Source organism: Rheinheimera sediminis, assembly GCF_004005375.1.
Taxonomy (GTDB): domain Bacteria; phylum Pseudomonadota; class Gammaproteobacteria; order Enterobacterales; family Alteromonadaceae; genus Pararheinheimera.
In genome coordinates, this window is record NZ_RZUF01000007.1 from 38,994 (window position 1) to 61,146 (window position 22,153).

The window sequence follows — 22,153 nt, forward strand, 5'->3', positions numbered from 1 at the left end:
CTCTTATTTTTTTATTTGATTGTTATAGGTAGTATAGAACCATCTTTTTCATAATGTAACTCTGTAAAACGTATAACTCTTTTATGATCACCACCACCAGCCAAAGAACCATCATGGTAAAAGAAATATGTTTTTCCATCTTTTTCTATAATAGCCTGATGATTGGTTGATATAGGTAAGTAATCTAATACAACACCACGATAATTGAAAGGCCCCATAGGGTTATTGCCGGTGGCATAAACAATTTGTCCAGGCCAGCCGGTTGAAAAAGTAAAATAATACACACCATTATGTTCATGCAGGTAAGGTGCTTCTCCGTATTTCTTTTTTGTATCAGCCTCAGGAAGTCCCTCAATAATAATGTCCTGAATTTCTCCATTCAGCTCCAGCATGCTTTGTTTTAATTTCACCACTTTTGGAATGCGGGTGCCAAAATATAAGTAGCTCTGGTCGTCTTTATCCACAAACACCATAGGATCTATAGGTTCAGCGCCTGCATTCTGGTCACGTGGCGTTTCAACTAAAGGTTTACCCAGCGGGTCTTTAAAACCTGTAAAAGGTTGATCACTGACCGCAACCCCAATCTGCTTGCCGCCGACTGGGGCGAAAAAATAAAACTTGCCGTTGCGCTCAATTGCGCCGGGAGCCCAGGCTTTGGCGGTTTTTCCTGCCCAGGAAAACACAGAAATATCCAAAAATGAGCCTTCATCCTGCCAACTTTTTAAGTCGGCGGAAGAAAATAACCGCCAGTCCGTCGAGTCCCAGTAGCTACCACTGTTATCCTGATCATTGGTGGCATAGATATAAAATTTATTATTAAAAAAATGTACAGATGGATCGGCACTAAAACGTTTAGATACAATGTTTTCTGCACAAACAGGCATTAAAGCCAGCATGGCCGAATATGATAGTAGGTAGTTCATCTTCATAAAAATAGCCCATAGTTAATTCATGGTTTAAATTAAACTATTTATATAGTATTTTCTATCGAAAGAGAATGCTGTGTCTGTTTTTGTTGACTGGTTGGCTGTTGTTTGGTTATCTTCCTTGATGATTTTTTGTTTAATTAAAATATGTTCCTTTTCATATTTAAACGCACTGTTCGTACTAAAGCCGACAGCAGACACAGCAGGTGAATACCAATGGCAGTTTCTCAAAATCATTACGACGCGATAGTGGTGGGCTCGGGGATCAGTGGCGGCTGGGCTGCCAAAGAGCTGACAGAAAAAGGCTTAAAAGTTTTACTGCTGGAGCGCGGTCGTCCGCTGGAGCATATTAAAGACTACCCCAATGCCTTTAAAGAGGCCTGGGATTACCCACATCGTGACAAAGCTACAGAGCAGATGAAGCAGGATTATCCTGTGCTAAAACGGGATTACCCGTTAAATGAAAGCACCTTTGGCATGTGGGCGAATGAAAAAGACTCACCTTATGTCGAGAAAAAACGCTTTGACTGGTACCGCGGTTACCAGATGGGCGGGCGCTCCTTGTTATGGGGTAGACAGAGTTATAGGCTGAATGAACAGGATTTTTTGGCTAATGCCAAAGAGGGTATAGCGGTGGATTGGCCTATTCGTTACGCCGATCTGGCTCCCTGGTACGACTATGTCGAGGGTTTTGCGGGTATCTCTGGCAGCAGAGACGGTTTGGATGTACTGCCGGATGGTAATTATCTGCCAGCGATTGAGCTGAATATCGTAGAAAAAGACATAGCTGCACGTATTAAAAAGACCTTTAGCGGTTCACGTCATTTGATTTGTGGCCGCACCGCTAATATCACCGAAGCTAAACCTGAACAAAATAGGGTGAACTGTCAGTACAGAGCCAAATGCTGGTTGGGTTGTCCTTTTGGTGCCTATTTCAGTACTCAGTCTGCTACGCTGCCTGCCGCAGTGAAAACCGGTAATTTAACAGTGCGGCCTTATTCTATTGTTACGCAAGTATTGTACGACCAAGACAAAAAGCGGGCCCGAGGTGTCGAAGTGCTGGACAGTGAAACCCTGCAGACCTATGAATTCACCAGCAAAATCATTTTCTTAAACGCCTCTTCTTTTAATACGACTTGGATTTTGATGAATTCCGCTACTGATATCTGGCCTGAAGGACTGGGAAGCAGCAGTAATGCTTTAGGTCGTAATGTGATGGATCATCATCTGAACACCGGGGCTGTGGCTGAAGTGGAAGGTTATCTCGACAGCTATTATTTTGGCCGGCGTCCAACCGGATTTTATGTACCGAGATTTCGCAACTGGGGTTCTGACAAAAGAGACTATCTGCGCGGTTTTGGATATCAGGGCAGGGCCAGCCGGCAAGACTGGCGTCGTGATATAGCGGAAATGAGTATTGGCCTGGATTTAAAACAAGCGCTGACGGAACCCGGGCACTGGACCATAGGCATGGGCGGTTTTGGTGAGATGTTGCCTCATCATGACAACCGAATTTACCTGGATCCTAAAGTGAAAGACAAATGGGGTTTGCCTGTACTGGCGATCGAAGTCGAACTCAAAGACAATGAAATCCGCATGCGTAAAGATATGATGCAGGATGCTGTGGAGATCTTTGAAGCTGTGGGTTTAAAGAATGTACAGGGCTTTGACCGGGGCTACAATCCGGGGCAGGGCATTCATGAAATGGGCACAGCCCGTATGGGACGAGACCCAAAAACTTCAGTGCTGAATGGCAATAATCAAGTGTGGGATGCGCTGAATGTGTTTGTCACTGATGGCGCCTGTATGACTTCAGCTTCTTGTGTCAATCCATCCCTGACTTATATGGCATTAACAGCAAGGGCGGCCCATTTTGCTGTAGAAGCCTTAAAAAAAGGCGAGCTGTAGTTTATTGAAATAGCCCTTAACTGGGCTATTTCATCTGGATGCTAGTTACATGGCGTCTCTAACTGTTTTGCTATCGACAAATTGCTCAAAGCTTTTTATCTTGCCATCTTTTAGTTGCCAAAGATGAGCCACTCTGGCGCTAAAAAATTTACCGCTGGTTTTATTGGTGCCGCTATAAGTGCCGTAAGCCACTACTTTATCCCCAGCAGCCACATAGTCTTCCACTTGAAAGTTGTAGTTAATCCATTCACTGCCTAAACGAGCGAAGACATGTTTTTCGATCTCAGCAAAACCCTGGTAGGTGCCGGCGTATGGAAAACCTGCGGCTTCTGTCCAGAGAGTTTCATCTGTGATAAAACGTTGAAGATTTTTACCATTTTCTTCCGAGTTTTTACCTTCATACGTACTTCTTACAATATCAAGATTAGTCATGGATATGCTCTTTGTTGGTGAAACTGTTTTCACTGGTTCTGCAGCAACAAGTTTTGCAAAAACTGCGGACGGTAGAAGTATTAATAACAGAATGATAGTTGCGCTTAACTGCTGTTGTTTCGAGCTCATACTGTCGCCCCTGAACTTAAGTTTACAGAGCACTTTTTGGGCTAATGGTTTGTGCTGACATAGCCCAAAAAGTGTTACCCATGCTTTATTGCTTAGGTTATTGGCCCCATTTCATTTCGCCCATAATGACCTTAGCGCTTAAGCCCAATATGCTGTCACCACCAATGGTCGGGTAGTTCTTTTTCATTTTTGCCACCAGTTCAGCAGAATTGGCTGAACTGGCGGCTGCAGCCTCAAAATCCTGTATGTACTGATGAGTAAAGTTCACAGCCTGTAAAGTCAGAGGCTTGTCACCCAAGAAGTGACCTGGGATCACAGTCTCTGGCTTTAATTGCTCAATCCCATTCAAGGTTTTGTACCACTTTTGACGAGATTCAGGGGTTTGAGTGTCGGCTAAAAACACATGCATATTGCCAAACACTACCACACCTCCCAGTACAGTTTTGCTGGACGGAACCCAGACAAAGCTATGTTTAGGATCGTGGCCATCAAGACCTACTACTTTTACTTGTTCACCATCAACCCATAAGGTGTCACCTTGAAGCACATCAGGCACGACCAGCTTTTGTGGCGCATTTTCTTTCAGTATCGGTCCCCAGTAGGCTTTTTTACCATCCATAGATTTTTTAATGTAGCTTTGCGTTGGTGCTGAGGCCAGTACTTTGGCATCCGGATAAGCTGCTGTGATCACATCCAGACCAAAGTAAAAATCCGGATCGCCATGACTGATATAAATAGTGGTCAGTTTTTTACCGGATTGTTTAATCAACTCGACTAGCGATAAAGCGTCATTGCGCTGAAACTGGGCGTCTACTAATATGGCTTCAGTTTTGCCGGTAATTAATACTGAACTGACTGGGAAAGTGCTTTTGTCCTGTGGATTAAATACAGTGGTTTCTAAGGTTGCTCCTACTGCATTGGCTGACAGTGCGACCATGCCTGATAAAGCACTTGCCTGAACTAATTTGGATAAAAATTTCATAATTACCTCTGAATAGTGAATGGTTGAACTTGGGTTTAAGTGAAAGTGGTGTACCCACTGGTTAGCTGTTGTTTTGCAGCTTTTGCTTGACATAGGCAGACCATAATTCAGGCGTGCTGTAAAAACCGCTATGGTCCAATGGAGTTAAACTGCCGTCTTTATGTGCTAACACGAAGAATGGATAGCCCTTGCCACCAAGAGCACGCATCAGCTGCCGGGTTTTTGCTATATGCTGGTTAGTTTTGTTACCGAAAAAATATGCCAATGCGTTTAGGAAACTTTTTGTTTCAGCCCCTAGCTCTGTCGCAATAAGGCTGAGGTTGTTTATATCTGACATAGAACGACCATCGATAAACTGAGCTTTTTGCATAGTGTGCAACATGGGCAAAGGTTGAATACCTAAAAATTCGGCTGCCAGCAGAGCACTAATTGGTGTGTCGGAGTCGAGAACGCGATCTTTTTCAGCAAATAGTGTTGAGTAATAATTGTTGCTAAACTGCTGCCCAGTTAACGCCATTATTCGTTTGTCGCTTTCCTTCATTTGCTGATGAAATTCGCTGGTGACGGGGCCTTTATTCACCCCTGAAAATAAACCGCCACTATGGATTTTAATACTTAGCTCGGTCAATTCAGTCAGTACATCAATCAGCGGTGCCGCGGCATAACACCAGCCACACTGTGGGTCCATTATAAAATGTAGAGTGTTCATTTCGTTTTCCAGTCAAAGCAACAGATGTATCAATTGCTGCAAAGTGTATGTTGCAAATACCTTGCAATAAACCCTAAAAATGGCAATAGTTAGTTGCATAAAACGAACATATAGTGAAGCAGATGGACAGAATAAAAGCGGCTGAAGTCTTTGTATGTATTGTGGAGCAGGGCAGTTTAGTCGGAGCAGCTCAGGCTTTGGATATGTCACGCTCTATGGTTACACGTTATCTGGCAGAAATGGAGCAGTGGGCCAATGCTCAGTTAGTACACAGATCTACCCGCAAGCTGACGTTAACTGTAGCCGGTGAAAAAGCCTTTAGTCATTGCCGTTCTTTGCTGGATCTAGCCAAAGAGGTTGCTACACCTGTAGAGCAAAATCTGGTGGCTGTGCCCGAAGGTACTATTCGTATTTCCTGTTCGCAATTTATTGCTGAAGATCTATTGCCTGAGGTGGTGAATGCCTTTTTAGATGATTACCCCAGAGTACGTATTGATCTGCATGTCAGTAATCAGGTAACTCATCTGGTGGAAGATAGAATAGATTTAGCTATTCGTATTACCAATGAATTAGACCCGAATCTGATTGCTCGCCCGCTTGGGGTGTGCCGCTCTGTATTATGCGCGACAGAAGGTTATTTAAAAGACCATGGTTATCCTGTCTACCCCGATGATTTGGCCTCTCTTAACTGTTTAATCTATTCCAATTTTGGTAAAAGCCTGTGGCATTTCATCAAAGACGAACAGCCTGTGGTTGCAGCAGTATCAGGCAATTATAGCGCAAATGAATCGTCCTTGTTGCTGCACTCAGCGCTGAACAGCCGGGGTATTTCTCTACAGCCACTATATGCTGTGCAAGCATTGCTCGATGAGAGAAAACTTGTAATAGTATTACCAAACTACCAACCAGTTTCGCTGGGTATTTATGCGGTCTACCGCTCCAGAAAGCACCAATCTCTGGCATTAAGAACTTTTATCGATCGGCTGGTTCCATACTTTGAACAGGCAGAAACCTGAGCGCTGTTTTACTGTTTCAACAGCTATCAAAGCTGTTTAATTTTTTAGCTGTGAAATAAAGGCTCTGCCGGCGGGGCCTGGTGGAGCATCTTTGCGATAAACAATCTTGGTGGTTAAATACATGGCTGCTGCAGGCATGTTTTGTAGTGTTAGTGACACCAACAGTCCGTCAGTTATGTCTTTTTCCACCATATGTTTTGGCATATGACCCCAGCCAAAACCTGCTTTTAAAAACGCATGTTTAGCGCCAAGATCGGCCAAACGCCAGGTCAGCGCTGACATCACACCAAAAGTGCGGCCATTTGAAAGGCTGGTACGGTCTGTCAGAATTAACTGCACATGACGGCTCAGCTCCTCTGCCGTGATCTCAAGAGGCTGCCGTGCTAAAGCATGAGCAGGGGAGACCACAGTGACAAACTGTATGTTACTCAGCGGCTCGACGGTCAGCTCATCCGGTACAGTCGGCAGCGAGCCAATAATACCCAGTCTGCAAGTACCATCCATCACCTGTTGTGTAACACCACCCAAAGCTTCGACATAAAGCCGCAGTGGTGTGTGTTCGAAATGCTGTTTACAGTAACCCACAGCGCAGGTCAGAGTGTCCATTGGAAACATCACATCAACAGCGACCGACAATTCGGGTTCCAGCCCTTCAGATAATGAATGGGCTCTGGCTTTTAACAAATCCATACTATCAATAACGGCTTTTGCGTCGATCAACAAAGCGGCTCCTGCCTGAGTAAGCTGCGGGTATCTGCTGCTACGATCAAAAAGCGTGACGCCCAATTGCAGTTCGAGGTTGGCGAGGGTATGGCTAACGACAGACTGTGCCCGCTTAATCTTGCGACCCGCGGCTGAAAAGCTGCCTTGTTCTGCTGCGGCAACAAAAGTTCGAAGTTGATCCAGGGTAACTGCGTCCAACATGTATCTAAATTCCAGATGGTTTTTATCTAATAATATAGGCTATTTTGATGTTTTTCTATTGGTTATAGTTTGCTCCATCCACACAGGAGCAAATGATGAACACTGTGATGCAGCAGCAAAACTTTCAAATGACTGAAGCCACATCAGCTATAGAGCACAAGCGCTCTGTTGTAGCCCGTACTTTCGGCATCACCAGAGGACCCATCACTCGTCTGGTCAGTCCGTCTGATCTAGGTCACCTGATCAAGCCATTTGTGTTTCTTGATTATGGTGTATTGCCAGCATCAAAAGCCAAGTTATTTGGTATGCATCTGCATTCTGGTATTGCCACTTTGTCCTTGCCTATCAAGGGCGAAATCCTCTTTGCTGATACAACGGGTGAAACCGGTGTGGTGAAGACGGCTGGGTTAGAGTGGATGAAAGCCGGCAATGGTGTCTGGCACGATGGCGGAATTTCAGGCGAAACACCAATGGAGATGTTTCAACTCTGGATGGCATTGCCTGAACATGAGGAAAATGCACCGGCCCAAAGCAAGAATATAGACCCTTCTGAGATAACGGTTGTGGGACCTGTTTCTATCTTGTTAGGGCAGTATCAGGCTACAAAAAGCCCGATTGAATTTACCGCTGGGGTGAATTATTACCATGTACAGCTGCAGAATGGCGAGGTTTGGCACTATCAGCCAGAATCCGGTCAAACAGTCGCCTGGTTAGCCATATACAAAGGCAATTTAACAGGCACTACCGCTGTACGCCAAGGTGAGATGGTGGTGTTTGCTGCCTCTGAAACGGCTATTACGTTGATGGCTCAGGGGGCCGCATCTTTTGTGTTTGGCGCAGCTATCCCACACCCGCATCCACTGGTGATGGGGCCCTATTCAGTGCATACCAGCCAGAAGGCGCTTGCAAAAGGCGAAAATACGACGTATTGGCACAGAGTTGCGCTTAAAAGGCCGGAACTGACGATCTGATTTATCACTCGTCAGATACAGGGGCTCTGACGCTGACGGTATGACATGAATTGCCCCATCCATCAGGAGAGTAAAATGAGTATTGGTATTTTAGGTTCTGGAGCCCTTGGCTCTAACGTGGCACGTGCTTTGGCAAACAAAGGTGTTTCGGCCATTATCGCCAACAGATCTGGTCCAGAGTCTTTATCTGCGCGGGTCAAAGAACTGGGTCCAACTATCACAGCCGGTACGCTGGAACAGGCTGCGCAAGCGGATATAGTGTTGGTTGCAGTGCCTTGGGTGGCTATTGAATCGTTGTTAGCCAGTTTGCCAGCCTGGAATAATCGTATTGTGATAGATGGCACCAATCCGGTACTGTTTTTAGACCCGAATTCTGCTGAGGCTAAAGATCCAACCAACCCGTTGGCGGCTTATGGCATTAAAGCTATTGATTTAGATGGTAAATCATCAAGTAGCGTAGTCCGTGATTTAGTGCCGGGAGCAAGACTGGTGAAAGCCTTTAACCATCTGGATGTTGCAGTGCTGCCAGAGCCAGACGTATCTGGCGGAAAACGTACGTTGTTCTATTCGGGTGATGATCTAGCAGCCAAAGCTGAAGTTCGCAACTTGCTGGAAGCTTGTGGTTATTTTGCTGTGGATTTGGGGTCGCTTGACACGGGGGGCCGCTTAATGGAATTGCCTTTTGGCGCTTTGGCGACACATAACTTTATTAAAATTTAACTCAACAGGTTAGATGTCAGATGAGTGTGTAGCATTCAAAAGGCTTAGATTTTTTAACTAAAAAAGCCTCGTTTTTAAACGAGGCTCAGGTTTCACTTCATAGAAGAGAGTTTGTCTCGTCCTCTACTGATTTGTGTATTTTTTTTCCAGAATATCCAGTCTTACGACTTTAATCAGACCAGAACGTTCTACCTGCTCACGTATTGGTAGCAGGTTCTGCTCTTTGCTCGGTTGAACAATATAAACTCCTGTTTTTTCAGCCGATTCTATAGTAGTAAAACCAAATTGCTGCTCCAGTTGCTGGATGCTGACTCCTTCTTTCAGAAGTATCGTCAGGTTGCCAGTGACAACTCCTAATTCTCCGGTGATGCGGTTTTGCACCACTGCGTTTTTTCGGAACTCTTCAATGGCTTTATTCCCCGCGTCAGTTGCAACCAGGGTAAAGTTGCCTAGTTCTTGACTTGCAGCAGAGCGACTTGCCAGTGATTGAGGCAAGGCAACCAGTTTTGGCTGTAGCGTATACACGCCATAGGTTTTTAAGTTCGGGTCTATTACTCTGGAAGGCATCTTTCCATCCATCTGATTTGGTGATAGCCCCAAAAGTTCACGCGCAGATTGAGCGTGAACTGAGACTACAGACAACAGTGCCAGCCCTGTTAAGGTTGTTTTAATAAGATTCATTTTACACTCCTTTAATGACCAGTTACCTGGATGCCCCAGCCTTCAAGAACTGAATTCTCACTATTGTTTCGATAACCCCTTGGCCATCTTGCTTCTACCGTGGATACATCACCAGTGGCATTGGTATCCGGAATATCTGCTCCGTTGGTATCAAGCAAGCGAACTGTCCAGCTACCTTTTGCATTTTCTCCATAAAATGCATTCGATAAAAGAATGGTATTTTTCATTATATACCCCTGTTGGTAGCCCTGGGCATCAAAGGCTGGTTCGATGATAGCCTGTCTGGACGACAGCAGTATGCTCTTGGTACCGGCAGGTGATGTCACTTCCACGGCGAGATCGATACCCGCAGTCGTTTGAGCTGGCCAGGAAAAATAAGTTAATTCACTGTTCGCAACATCGAAAGCAAACTGGGCAGACTCAATAGTTACATTTTCATCAACCTGAATGGTATGAATTACGCCTTTTGTGTCGTTATCAAGAATTTCCAAAGCCAAAGAATCTTCATCAGCCCTTGTACCGGCATTTATCCATCCTGTGGTTACTTCTGCTGGCAAAGGACTGGCGTAGCTTTTCGCCATTTTGACAGCTTCTCCAGCATTTACCCTGCCAAAACCATACAGAGTATTGAAAGAATGCCCAGCTGCGTTTTTAACCCAGCCAGCATGAGCTGTATAGCTTCCAATCGAATCCTTGGTACCTGGGTCTGGATTGACAGGTTCGACGGGTCTGGTCGCTACTTTGATATTATCAATACCCAGTGATGCATTAAATGGTACGTCTACGTCTTCTCTCATATCATAATGTCGAAAACCTATATAAATAGTTTGTTCTGCATATTGCGTAATATCCAGCGTGATTTTGCCGTTTACTACATCTCGCTTGGTGTAAACAGGAGCAGATCTTTCCATCAGTCCAGGGATAGGTGCAAAGGAAATGTAGACGGCATAGTTTTCATTATTGGGCACTGGTGTGTAGGAACCGATGTTTACATCCCAGCTCAGTTCTGCAACTTCACCGGGGCGTAAGCCTTGAAGGCTAATCCCTGGCGTGATTGCCCAGTTGTCAGGGTGTATATGTCCTACGCCATCCAATTGAGTATAAGATGTAGAAGTCAAAAAGGGCGTGCCAGTCGGAGACATATCAGGGCCCAATTCTTGTATAACGCCCCAGTTGTAGTTGTCACCATCGTTGTCTGCCAGCGTCCAACCTGAATCAAGTTGATTTGAATTGAAATTGTCTTGCCAGTAAGTCGCAGGGCTGGGGATCGGGTTAGGATCGGTGGGCTCCAGATTGATCACGACGGGTTTGTTTTCTGCATCAACCTTGGTACTCGTTTTGACCAGAATGTCCTTTACTTCACGATAAGACAAGTCAGGGTTTGCACTGAGGATCAACGCAACAACACCAGCAGCATTAGGGGCTGCAGATGAAGTTCCATTGAAGGTGCTGGTGTAATTGCAGTTCAGGTTTTCAGCATGGCCTGGGTAAATAAATGGCGTAAAAGCTCTGTCTGCAGCAGGTGATGTACCTGCCTGAATATACGGAAAGCCACTGTAGCCTCTCAAGCATGTCATCTGATCGGTCGTGACCATGGCAGGTTCTACATCGCCGTATTCACCCGCTGGTGCTGATACAAACAAGTTTGCCCCTGCAGTTGAGTAACTGCTATGTGTGCCGTCGGCGTTTACGGCTCCTACAGAGATATAGTAAGGCGTAGTTTGTGCTGCCTCGAAGTTTGAGTTCAGGCAGGTTAAGCCTAATTCTCTTGCGTTATTACACACCGAACCTGCCCATGTCACACCGGCGTTGCGAAAACTGTTGCCGCTTGCTTTTGTATTCACGGCACCTAAACCGTTTCGCAAGACAGTGGCAGAGTATTTCTGTAAGGCTTCGCCAATTTGATCACTGGACTCTAAAGCAGGATAGCTGAAACCGTAGCTGCGATTAAACACAGCAACAGGGTCAGCAACACTTAAGCCACTGCCGCCAACGCCATGGCTAATCGCATAAGTTAAGTCGGTTTGTTGTTGCAGGAAATTCATACCAATGAGTTTGGCGTCAGGCGCTACGCCACGTCCGCCCAGACCATTCCAGCCAACAGCTGCAATTAAGCCTGCCACGCTGGTGCCGTGATCGCCCAGCTCAGACGTTGACGTTGGATCTGTGACGTGAATTGCGCCTTTGATCATGTTTAAGGAACGGTTAGGTAAAATATTGGCGGCTAAATCTTCATGTTCAAGTTCAAGGCCTGAATCAACAACAACAGCAATGCTGCCTTCACCTGTTATACCTTGAGCAAAGGCTGAGCTTACGTTCATGTCCTCGCCTGGAACACTGGCATTTTCAGGCACATTTATGCTGAGCCAAGCGTCGGCTTTCTCTTCTGTGTACTTTTGATTGTCAATCAGAAAGGCCCGGATAGCTTCTCTGTTTTGTGAATATGCTTTTTGCCCTGTATTCTGTAAATGCCATTGCTGATAAGTCAGAGGATCAGAATCAGGTAAAGCAATACTTACGGTTGAGGTGGCAGACAAATGACCATCACTGATGGTATAGCTAAAAGTTGTAGCCGCATCTTTGATTGGGAAGTAGGAAAACGTGGTACCTGAAACACTGAGCAGGCCATTTTGCAAGGTGTAAACACCCCCAACCGGGCTGATCACTACATTGTTCTCACTGATAGCCGATAGTGTCAGTGGATCGCTATTGGCATCGGCGACACTAAAACTGCCTTGTACAGATTGCCAATTACGCACTTTATCAATACTAACAGCCTGAGCTGTGGGTGCCAGGTTCGCTGGCCCATCACCACCACAGCCGCTGAGCGTCAGGGCTACAGCGCTGGCTAAGCCGCTGAGTTTAAGTTTGCGTTTATTCACTTTAGATTACTCCAAATGCAATTGTTTTAATTGTTTTTCTAGTTTTCATCGGGCCACTTCAGCAAAAATCAGAATGGGCCTGCATGACCTGGATTTAAAAAGTACAACATGAATACTGTATTTGACGGTTTAATAAACAAACTCAAACAGCTTCATTTCATGATTCTGCCAGTTGAACGTGGAGATAAGGTTGGGCATTTGTGGAGATTTGATGGAGATAGCGTCTTATTTTTCACCTGTAAAAAGTTGTTGTTATGTTATTGATTAATATAATTTTATTAGTTTTTTGTTTGGGCTACCCTGAATGGCTCCGGTATGGCAGACTGGTTTTCTTGTCACGACTAGTTTGGGTCGTTGGTTATTGAACTGCAGGAAAACGATGTGATTAACGATCATAAAGATAGGGTAGCAATACATCACACGAACATGGCAGATGCATTAATTCTGATAGTCGAAGATGAACACGAGATCTCAGAGATCCTCAGTAGCTACTTAAAACGCAGCGGTTTTCGTACTGCTGTTGCTGACAATGGTTTACAGGCAATAGAGTTACATAAGCAATTAAGACCTGATCTGGTGCTATTAGATATCCGAATGCCAATAATGGATGGCTGGACTGTGTTGGCAGAAATTCGCCATGTCAGTGCAACACCAGTGATTATGCTGACAGCCTTTGACCAGGACATTGATATATTAACAGGGCTGCGGGTGGGGGCTGATGATTACATAATTAAACCATTTAACCCAGCTGTTGTAGTTGCCAGAGTGACAACTGTGCTTCGCAGAGCGCAAGTCTCAGCCATCACAACAAATAAGTCATTGTTGCAGGTTGGTTCTGTACAGATCAATTTGGATACTTATGAAGTTAAAATTCAACAAAATGATTTAACTCACGCTGTTGATTTAACCCTTACAGAATTCCGTATTTTGTCAGTAATGGCTCATGCTCCCAAAAAGGTATTTAGTCGCGACGAACTGTTGGAAAGTTGTTTGCCCGAAGGGGATACGCTGGAGCGTACTGTAGACAGCCATGTCAGTAAACTGCGCAAAAAGCTGGAAATTAATGGGGCGCAGGACATGATCCAAAGTGTCAGAGGTGTGGGCTATCGTTTGAGGGAAAATATGTGAAACTGACAACAGGTTTAAACGTCCAGCTCATTATTACTATGGCGCTGGTTTTGTTCGCCGCCCGCATATTCAGTATGCTCGGCACAGCAGGCTTTTATATGGTGATGCATGAGTGGGCACCTGAATACACCTCATCCAGCGGAGACGGACCGACCTGGGTCGAATGGACATGGTTGGTCAGTTTTACCTTTATCCTGATGGGTCTGTCTGCTTTTGTTGCTTTTAAATTCGCACAACGTATTTTATTACCTGTCAACGCTGTAGCTGATAATTTGCGTAAAATAGCGCAGGGGGATTTAAGTGCCAGGGTGGAGTTGAATAAATCCCCTGTGGGAGAAACTGCAACTCTGGTCAGTGATTTTAATATTATGGCTCAACGACTTGATACTATGGCCAGAGAGCGGGCTTTCTGGAATGCAGCCATAGCTCATGAATTGCGAACTCCCGTGACTATTTTAAGAGGCCGGATCCAAGGTCTGGCAGAGGGCGTATTTGAACCATCAGAAAAGTTATTTCAGAATTTATTAACCCAAATTGAAAACCTGAGTTATTTGATTGAAGACTTAAGGGTGGTGGGGTTAGTTGAAAATGGGCAACTAAGGCTAAACAAAGAGCCGGTGCTGCTATCTGCTGAGGTAGAGTCTGTGGTCCATGCGTTCAGAAATATCCTGGCCAAAGCAGGGCTCGAAGTCTCAGTTAATCTTGACCCTGGTGCGGTTCAATGTGACGTGGTCAGAATTCGACAAGCCCTAATGGCGCTGCTTGATAATGCGCTAAAGTATGCGAATCCAGGTTCTCTACATGTTACTTTACAAATTGATTCAGATACCTGCCATCTGAGTGTTGAAGACAGTGGTCCTGGTTTGCCTGAAGAATTTGTGTCCAGTGTCTTTAATGCTTTTGAACAAACTCATCGTCATCCTACCTCTGACGAAAAAGGCAGTGGCTTGGGATTAGCTGTTGTCAAAGCTATTGCTGTTGCTCATGGCGGACAAGCACTTTGTGCGTCGTCAGCCTTGGGTGGGACTGCATTCAGGCTAAACTGGCCTGCTTAAACTTTTGCCTCTAAAAGCATTATTTAAATTATGTAGCTTAACCCAAGGCTTGGTTGAACCAAACTATCCGTTGATCCTAATCAGAAATACGCTCTGCAGTTAAAAGATCTTTGGACAGTTTTCAGGTGAAGGTATAAAGTTCTTTCGCTTGGAATTGTAAAGTTTTATCAGGCAGTTCCGTAACTTATGATAATTCAGTGAAGTCTGTACTGCAGATTGGAAGCTATGGCGGTTAAAAAACCTACGATCAAAGATGTGGCCCGGCTGGCGGGTGTCTCCTTCAAAAGTGTGTCCAGAGTGGTGAATAACGAAGCCTGGGTCAGCGATGAAGTCAGAACCAAAGTACAGGCTGTGATTGAACAACTGAATTATCAGCCGAACCGCACAGCCAGGCTGATGCGCACTGCACCTTTTTCTTTGGCTTTTGTCTATGACAATCCTAACAGCCACTATGTAATTGAAATGCAAAACGGTATTTTGACAGAGTGCCGCGAAAAAGGTTTTGAGTTGGTGATCCATCCGACAGATTCGGCATCGGATCAGGTACGACATGAACTCACCAGTATGATTGGTACCAATCTGGTGGGAGGCGTGATCCTGACACCGCCTCTGTCAGAAAGCACAACACTGGTGCAGCAACTGCTGGAACAGCAAGCCAAAGTGGTACGTATAGTGTCAGGTGCTGAACCACCGGATGAACTGTGCCCGACCATTTATGTGGATGATGAAGCCGCAGGGCAAGCCATTACGGAACATCTGTTAGACCAAGGCCACAGACATATTGCCTTTTTGGGTTATCACAAGGACCATAAATCGTCATTAGGCCGTTATCGTGGTTATTGTGCTGCGCTGCACCATGCTGGTTTTGCGGTGGAAGATGAGTTGGTGATTTCTGGTCATTTTACCTTCGATTCCGGCGTGCAAATGACAGAGCAATTATTACAACAAAGTAATAAAGTAACCGCACTTTTTGGCTGTAACGATGAAATTGCAGCCGGTGCTTTGTATGCAGCCCGCAAACGTCAACTGGCAGTGCCAGAAGATTTATCCATAGTAGGTTTTGAAAACAGTCCTTTCTCCCGCCAGACCTGGCCTGGTTTAACCACAGTGCATCAACCTAATGCCGAAATAGCAGCCAGAGCCGCAGCTATGCTGATATCTTTGATGCTTGAACCTGAACAAACACCAAAGCATTGTGGTTTTAAATTGCAACTCGTCTTAAGAGACTCTGTCTCTCCAATCTAATAAACTCATTATAAATCAATCTAATAAAATCATTGTCAACGTTGTCAGATTTTTTATTGACAACGTTGACAGTCTGGTGCTAATTTAAATTCAGAGTGATGAATAAATCACCGTTCAGAAAGCTCCGGATAAAGGAACAGACGATCACAAAAATAATGATTGGCAACAAAGAGAGCACAGGCATGAACAGGTTGAATCAGCATCCTTTTGGGAAAAAAACACTACTAGCTTCAATTTTGGCAACTTTATTTGTACCAGCCGTAAGCTATGCGCAGGACAAAGCGGCTGAAGAAGAAAATGTTGAAGTGATACAGGTCAGTTTTCGTGGCAGCCTGGCAGCGGCTGCGGACATCAAACGTCAGGACACTAAGGTGACTGACGCCATCACCACCGAAGACATAGGTAAGTTTCCAAGCGAAAACATTGCGGAAGCTATTCAGCGCATTCCGGGCGTACAAATTTCTAACGTCAATGGCCGTGGCTCAACCATCAGTGTGCGTGGCTTAGGTTCTCAGTATGCCCGCACCACTTTAAACGGCCAAACCATGGCCAGTGCAGATTTCACCAGTGGTTTTCGTTTTGACATTATTCAAACCGAACTGGCGTCCACCATTGAAGTGATTAAATCACCAACAGCCAATATGGACGCGGGTGGTTTATCCGGTACTATCAACATTGACACCGCATCGCCTTTGTCCTTCAGCGAGCGCAAAATTTTACTGTCAGGCAAAGGTCAGTACTCTGAGTTTTCTCCAACCGACGATGTCACACCAAAAGCCAATGCGACTTATATCGACCAGTTTGCCAATAACACTGTAGGCGTACTGTTGAACTTTGGTTATCAGGAACTGGATGACAGGGTAGACAACTTCTGGATGGATCGCTGGTTTGTTGATTCAGCCACAGATGAAGTGACACCGCGCCGTCCTCGTTACCGCCGTATTGACCGCGAAACAGAGCGTGAACTCTTTAACGGTACAGTGCAGTGGAAACCAACTAGTGCATTTGAAGCTAAGCTAACCACTGTTTATGCAGGTGACGATACCAAGCAGGACTTAAATCAGCAGGTATTTCTGTTTAATGCTAACCAAATCACACGTTTAGGCGATGCGGTTAATGGCGTTTACAACAGTATTCAGATTGATAGCTTCACCACTGAAAACAACCGTCAGATGGAAGATAAAGACGCCACTTCAGAAGCTTATACCTTAGAGCTGGATTACGATTGGCAAGATTGGACCTTCAGCAGTGTGTTGCATCATACCGCAGGTGAAGCGACGCATAATGAAGAAGCAGCTATTCTGGCAACTGTGATTTCACGTGCTACCTTGGATATTACCGACCCGTCCAATATCAGTTTTAATATTGCGGATAATCTGGCTGATCCGGCTTTATATCCAGCAGTGATGCCTCGTAACGAGTATCCAAATGGTGCAAGCCGTTTGATGGCGTCGGACGAAAGCGCAGTGCAGTTTGATGCTGAGCGAGGGCTTGAACTGGGCTGGCTCACCAGTGTATCTGCTGGTGTCAAATACCGTAACGAAACCATGGATCGCGCAGTCTACCGTACTGACAGAGCAGCTATTGGTGATGCTGACCCGGCAGACTTACCTTCAATGGCCACATATGGTTATATAGTGTCTGATTTCCTTGATAACACAATGGACATTCAGCACAGCTGGATAGCGCCTAATATTCAGGCTTACCGCGACGCGTTAGATGCCGAGGGTGTAACAGTACCGACTTTATTTGCCGCTCAATCCAGCTACTCTATCGATCAAAGTATTACATCAGCCTACCTGATGACAGACTTTGAAACCGAACTGAGCGGTTTGCCTCTGCGCGGTAACATTGGTGGCCGCTATGAGCGCACCGAGCGTGATATTAATACCTATATCACTGGCGACACTCATCCGGACAATGGGGAAATTAGACTGGCGATAGGTGAAACGACCCAAAGCTTCAATTATGACAACTTCCTGCCAAGTGCCAACTTGGTGCTGGAGTTAAATGACGATATGCAAGTGCGTCTGGCGGCAGCTAAAGTACTGGTTCGTCCTATGTTAACCTCCAACACTCAGTTGGCAGCCTCTGAAACCTCAGCTGCTAACTCCTTTGGTTCCCGCACTTACACAGTGAACCTGGGCCAACCTGAGCTGGCTGCTTTGACTGCCAATCAGCTGGATTTAGGCTGGGAGTGGTATTACAGCGAAGGTGATTCCTTCACCGTGAACCTGTTTCAGAAAGACATCAAAAACGGCACTGTCAGTGAGTTGGTTTGCCCTGATCAGTACAATGGCACCAGCTTGAGCATGTCAGGTTCTGACTGTGTCGACAGCGTTGGCAATATCTATGACATCACCGCTATTTATAACGACAGCTCAAAGTTGACGGTTAAAGGGTATGAAGTGGGTTGGAACCAGGGGCTTGATCACTGGATACCAGTACCAGGTTTCGGCTTAAGTTCTAACTACACCCGTATTTTGGTGGATGAAAGCGAAGGCTTTACGCTGACCAACTCGTCAGAGCAAACCTGGAACATTACAGGCTATTGGGAAAATGATCATTACAGTGCCCGGGTTTCATTGAATCACCGCAGTCCTTATGTACAGGACAGCAGCGATGCATTTTTTGCTCGTGAGGGCCGCGTTGTTGAAGGTCGCAATCAGATTGACGTACTGTTAGGCTGGAATATCAGCGAGCAGTGGTCAGTGCGTTTTGGTGCATTGAACCTCAATGGCAAAGACGAAGAAGCCTATCGTGATGAGCTGACCCGTGCCTGGCAAACGACCAGCGTGATTGGCCGTAGTTACTACCTGGGAGCGAATTTCAGTCTGTAAGTACTGCAGCAGGAGCCGGCAACATCTGTCGGCTCTTTATTGATCAAATCTTTTGAGAGCAAATGATGACAAGAAGGAAAAAAAACCATGTATTTGCCTAAGTTTCGTCTTAGTCTGGCGGCCTGCTGTGTGGTGACAGGACTGTTGAGTGGTTGCTCTCCGGCTCAAACGCCGCAAGGAGCAGCATCGCAACAAACATCGGCGCAGCAAACTCAAACGAAGAGCACCGACGTTGCAAAATCAACTCAGTCAGACAGCACAACAGTTAAACCAGTTCGGGAACTATTTGAGCGTGTCGCTGGTAAAGCGGTACCCAATGTCCATTTTAACCTGGTGCAAGATGACCAGACCGATTGGTATCAGGTCGAAGCCCGCGACGGCCAGCTGTATGTCAGTGCCAATGCGCTGACCGCTTTAAGTTACGGTACTTACGAATATTTGCGTCAAATTGGGGCTATGTCGGTCAGTTGGGAAGGTAATCGTATCGCGTTACCTGAAACATTTGCCGATTATCAGCCTGAGCGGGTCAGCTCTTTATTTACCCAACGTGCATATCTGAACGTTTGCGCTTATGGCTATACGACACCCTGGTGGGGCTGGACCCGCTGGGAGCAGGAACTGGATTGGATGGCGTTGCATGGGGTGAATAACCCTGTGGCTATGGAAGGTCAGGAATTTGTCTGGCAACAACTCTGGCGTGAGTTTGGGGTGAAAGACGAAGAACTTGCGGGTTATTTCTCAGGCCCGGCTTTTACGCCCTGGCAGCGGATGGGCAATATTGAAGGCCACGAAGGCCCATTGCCTGACGCGTACATAGAGAAAAAACGTCAGCTGCAAAAACAAATTATGGCGCGTATGGCCGACTACGGCATGAAACCTGTGGTACCGGCATTCTCAGGTTATGTGCCTAAGCAATTTAAAACCTTATTCCCGCAAGCGAAAATTTCCGCTATGCCCACCTGGTCAGGCTTTGCGAATGAAACCTATTGGCTGGACCCGGCCGATCCACTTTTTGCTAAAGTAGCCAAACGTTTTATTGAGCTGTATAACGCCGAATATGGCGAGCAGCAGTATTACCTGCTGGATGCCTTTAATGAAATGTTGCCTCCTGTGTCCAAAGATAAGCGTTATCAGGATTTAGCAGGCTACGGCAAGGCGTTGTATCAGTCGCTGGCCCAATCTGTGCCCAATGCCACCTGGGTGATGCAAGGCTGGATGTTTGGTTCGGATCAGCATTTTTGGGATCTGAAATCTATCGAAGCCTTTTTAAGCAAAGTGCCGGACCACAAACTGATGATCCACGATATCGGCAACGACCGATTTGATGTCTGGCAAAAAGCCAAAGGTTTTTACAACAAAGACTGGGTTTTTGGTTTTATTCATAATTACGGTGGCAGTAACCCTGTTTATGCCGACTTTGATTACTACAAAGAAAAAGTCGATACGGCTTTACACCATGCCGACAAAGGCAACCTGACCGGTTACGGCGTGTTCCCTGAAGGCATTCACGGCACCTCAGTGGCCTATGAATATATGTTTGACGTGGCCTGGCAAGGGCAGGCAACAGCGACCAGTGATTGGTTAGCACATTACCTGAAAGCCCGTTACGGCGCTGTGAGTCCTGCTTTATTGTCGGCCTGGAATAAGCTCTATAAAGCTGTATTCAGCACTAAGTACTGGGAACCACGCTGGTGGGAAGGTTCTGCCGGAGCTTACCTGTTGTTTAAAAGGCCTTCGCTGGATTATCTGCGTTACTCCGGAGCTCCGGGTAATCTGGTGTTGTTGGATCAGGCGCTTCGTGAACTGGTGGCTTTGCCTGAAAACGAGCGCAGTGAATTACTCAAGTATGACCTGATTGATCTAACCCGTCATGCCGTGACTCAGCATATAGATATGTTGCTACAACACAGCATGTTGGCTTATCAGCAGGGCGATATCAAGCAAGGTGATGACTGGCGGCAGCAGGCCAAAGCTTTAATACTGGGCGTGGATGCGCTGATCGGTGGCCAACAAGAAAGCTTACACAGCTGGGTGAAAGAGGCACGTGACTATGCGGAAACACCGGAGCTGGCGGCATTGTACGAGCGTAACGCCAGACGTCAGGTGACCAGTTGGGGTGGACTGAAGCTGAAAGACTACGCGTCCAAAGCCTGGCAGGGCATGTATGCTGATTTTTATCTGCCACGTTGGGAGCTGATGTTTGATGCACAGCGCAAAGCTGCTCAAGAGGGCAAGGCTTTGGATAAAGCCGCCGTAGAGCAAGAACTGGTCGATTGGGAAGCTGCCTGGCTGGATCAGCCAATAAAAGCAGCATCAGCTCAACCTGCAGACGCTTTTGCAGCAGTGGCCGCGTTGCAGGCGTTGGTCACTGCCAGCAAAGCTCCACCTTCCAATCTGTAACAGGTCTCTAACTTTTTAACTTGCGCTGTGTGCTCTTGCTAAGGGCGACACAGCAGGAACTTTCTATGCAAGCACAACGTTTACTGGCGTTAGATTTATTTCGGGGTCTGACCATTATTCTGATGATTATGGTCAACAGCCCCAATACCTATGGCGAATTTTCCCATGCCTATTGGGATGGTGTGACTTTCGCTGATTTTATTTTCCCATTTTTCCTGATCATTGTAGGTGTAGCAATCGCCATCGGCATGAGGCCTGTAGAGCGCAGCGCTGAAGCATTATCAGCACTACGGCTTAAAGTATTGCGTCGTAGCCTGATCATGTTTGGTTTAGGGATTGTCGTCAACCTGATGTATTTGAAGTTTGCTGATATCCGTATTTTGGGTGTGCTGCAGCGTATTGCAGTGGTCTATCTGGTGTGCTCCTTTTTGGCCATGCAGTGCAGCAGCAAACGCCTGATGCAAATTATGGGGTTTATTCTGGTCAGCTATTGGCTGTTGATTTTACTGGTGCCAGCCCCTGGTTTAGTCGCAGGTCAGTTGGAGCGCGGGGCTAACCTGATCAACTGGTTCGACAGTGTCTTTTTACCCGGTATGTTGTGGCGCGGCAGCTGGGATCCGGAAGGTATTCTGAGTACCTATCCTGCCATTGCCAGTGGTTTATTTGGTGTGCTGATGGGGCGGCTGGTGCTGGCTTATAAACAACAATTGCCGCAACTGGTGATGTCGCTGTTTGTGTTGGGTTTCTGCAGCTTTTTACTTGGTTGTCTGTGGAGCTTGTTTTTCCCCTTTATTAAGCAAATCTGGAGCAGCTCTTTTGTCCTGGTCACAAGCGGCATGGCGAGTATGGTGCTGGCGCTGCTGATTTGGTTCTCTGATGTCAAAGGGTATCAGCAATGTAGTCGTATTCCGTTGATATTTGGTGCCAACGCCATAGTAGCTTATGTGCTGCACGTAGCTATGGAGAAACTACTGGAAGTGCCGGTAGCAGGCCAGTCAGTGCATGGTATTTATCAGCACTGGGTCGAGACTTTAGGCTGGAACCAGTTTTTCAGCGTCGGCGTTTGGATCGCCGCTTTTCTGGTGCTCTGTTACCTGCCGGTCTGGTGGCTGTATCAGCGCAAAATTTTCGTAAAAATTTAATAGCTTCAGGTGTAGCAGATCAGCTGGTTTTTCCAGCTGGTATGCCCTTGGTTTGCCCAAAAA

The 22,153-nt window shown here is 46.1% G+C and carries 17 protein-coding genes; 10 read left to right on the forward strand and 7 right to left on the reverse strand.

The window, feature by feature from the left end; translation table 11 throughout:
* Positions 1–11: 11 nt before the first annotated feature.
* On the reverse strand, positions 12–929 hold the full coding sequence (locus tag EMM73_RS06010; protein ID WP_127685551.1) for a family 43 glycosylhydrolase: 918 nt from the start codon (positions 927–929) through the stop codon (positions 12–14).
* Positions 930–1,142: 213 nt separating this feature from the next.
* On the opposite strand from EMM73_RS06010, the gene EMM73_RS06015 reads away from it, so the two are divergent.
* The gene (locus tag EMM73_RS06015) at positions 1,143–2,834 is read left to right on the forward strand and encodes a GMC oxidoreductase (protein WP_127685552.1); all 1,692 of its coding nucleotides are present in this window, start codon (positions 1,143–1,145) and stop codon (positions 2,832–2,834) included.
* Positions 2,835–2,879: 45 nt separating this feature from the next.
* Here EMM73_RS06015 and EMM73_RS06020 read toward each other — a convergent pair whose 3' ends face one another.
* The 3 genes from EMM73_RS06020 to EMM73_RS06030 all read right to left on the reverse strand — a co-directional run bounded on the left by EMM73_RS06020 (position 2,880) and on the right by EMM73_RS06030 (position 5,086).
* Complete coding sequence (locus tag EMM73_RS06020) at positions 2,880–3,395, reverse strand: nuclear transport factor 2 family protein (protein ID WP_222422609.1); 516 nt, start codon at positions 3,393–3,395, stop codon at positions 2,880–2,882.
* A 97-nt stretch (positions 3,396–3,492) separates the two neighbouring features.
* A complete protein-coding gene (locus EMM73_RS06025; protein WP_127685553.1) occupies positions 3,493–4,377 on the reverse strand; it encodes an MBL fold metallo-hydrolase in 885 nt (294 codons plus the stop codon).
* 61 nt (positions 4,378–4,438) lie between these two features.
* Entirely contained in the window at positions 4,439–5,086 is a 648-nt protein-coding gene (locus EMM73_RS06030) for a DsbA family protein (RefSeq protein ID WP_127685554.1), read from the reverse strand.
* A gap of 122 nt (positions 5,087–5,208) precedes the next feature.
* Between EMM73_RS06030 and EMM73_RS06035 the strand changes: the two genes are divergently transcribed.
* Positions 5,209–6,102, forward strand: a complete 894-nt coding sequence (locus EMM73_RS06035; RefSeq protein ID WP_127685555.1) for a LysR family transcriptional regulator — start codon at positions 5,209–5,211, stop codon at positions 6,100–6,102.
* A 36-nt stretch (positions 6,103–6,138) separates the two neighbouring features.
* Here EMM73_RS06035 and EMM73_RS06040 read toward each other — a convergent pair whose 3' ends face one another.
* Positions 6,139–7,026, reverse strand: coding sequence for a LysR family transcriptional regulator (locus EMM73_RS06040; protein WP_127685556.1), 888 nt, complete (start codon positions 7,024–7,026; stop codon positions 6,139–6,141).
* A gap of 95 nt (positions 7,027–7,121) precedes the next feature.
* Here EMM73_RS06040 and EMM73_RS06045 point away from each other — a divergent pair, with 95 nt between their 5' ends.
* Both EMM73_RS06045 and EMM73_RS06050 read left to right on the forward strand, forming a co-directional pair.
* Positions 7,122–7,997 (forward strand): pirin family protein, encoded by an 876-nt coding sequence (locus tag EMM73_RS06045; RefSeq protein ID WP_222422610.1) that lies wholly within the window; start codon positions 7,122–7,124, stop codon positions 7,995–7,997.
* Positions 7,998–8,042: 45 nt separating this feature from the next.
* Positions 8,043–8,717 (forward strand): NADPH-dependent F420 reductase, encoded by a 675-nt coding sequence (locus EMM73_RS06050; protein WP_127685557.1) that lies wholly within the window; start codon positions 8,043–8,045, stop codon positions 8,715–8,717.
* Positions 8,718–8,840: 123 nt separating this feature from the next.
* Here EMM73_RS06050 and EMM73_RS06055 read toward each other — a convergent pair whose 3' ends face one another.
* Together EMM73_RS06055 and EMM73_RS06060 are read right to left on the reverse strand one after the other, a co-directional pair.
* Entirely contained in the window at positions 8,841–9,398 is a 558-nt protein-coding gene (locus EMM73_RS06055) for a hypothetical protein (RefSeq protein ID WP_127685558.1), read from the reverse strand.
* Positions 9,399–9,409: 11 nt separating this feature from the next.
* Positions 9,410–12,280 carry a S8 family serine peptidase gene (locus tag EMM73_RS06060; RefSeq protein WP_127685559.1) on the reverse strand — a complete coding sequence of 957 codons (2,871 nt, stop codon included), beginning with the start codon at positions 12,278–12,280 and terminating at the stop codon, positions 9,410–9,412.
* A 381-nt stretch (positions 12,281–12,661) separates the two neighbouring features.
* Between EMM73_RS06060 and EMM73_RS06065 the strand changes: the two genes are divergently transcribed.
* From EMM73_RS06065 to EMM73_RS06090, 6 genes are all read left to right on the forward strand, one after another.
* Positions 12,662–13,408: a response regulator gene (locus EMM73_RS06065; RefSeq protein WP_261373339.1), complete on the forward strand. Its 747-nt coding sequence runs from the start codon at positions 12,662–12,664 to the stop codon at positions 13,406–13,408.
* A complete protein-coding gene (locus EMM73_RS06070) occupies positions 13,405–14,463 on the forward strand; it encodes an ATP-binding protein (RefSeq protein WP_222422612.1) in 1,059 nt (352 codons plus the stop codon). The genes EMM73_RS06065 and EMM73_RS06070 overlap by 4 nt, the downstream gene beginning before the upstream one ends.
* 225 nt (positions 14,464–14,688) lie before the next feature.
* Entirely contained in the window at positions 14,689–15,708 is a 1,020-nt protein-coding gene (locus EMM73_RS06075) for a LacI family DNA-binding transcriptional regulator (protein WP_127685560.1), read from the forward strand.
* 182 nt (positions 15,709–15,890) lie between these two features.
* Positions 15,891–18,548 (forward strand): TonB-dependent receptor, encoded by a 2,658-nt coding sequence (locus EMM73_RS06080; protein ID WP_186435140.1) that lies wholly within the window; start codon positions 15,891–15,893, stop codon positions 18,546–18,548.
* A gap of 87 nt (positions 18,549–18,635) precedes the next feature.
* Positions 18,636–20,948, forward strand: a complete 2,313-nt coding sequence (locus tag EMM73_RS06085; RefSeq protein ID WP_127685562.1) for an alpha-N-acetylglucosaminidase — start codon at positions 18,636–18,638, stop codon at positions 20,946–20,948.
* Between the two features lie 65 nt (positions 20,949–21,013).
* Positions 21,014–22,090, forward strand: a complete 1,077-nt coding sequence (locus tag EMM73_RS06090) for an acyltransferase family protein (protein ID WP_127685563.1) — start codon at positions 21,014–21,016, stop codon at positions 22,088–22,090.
* The last annotated feature ends 63 nt before the right edge of the window (positions 22,091–22,153 follow it).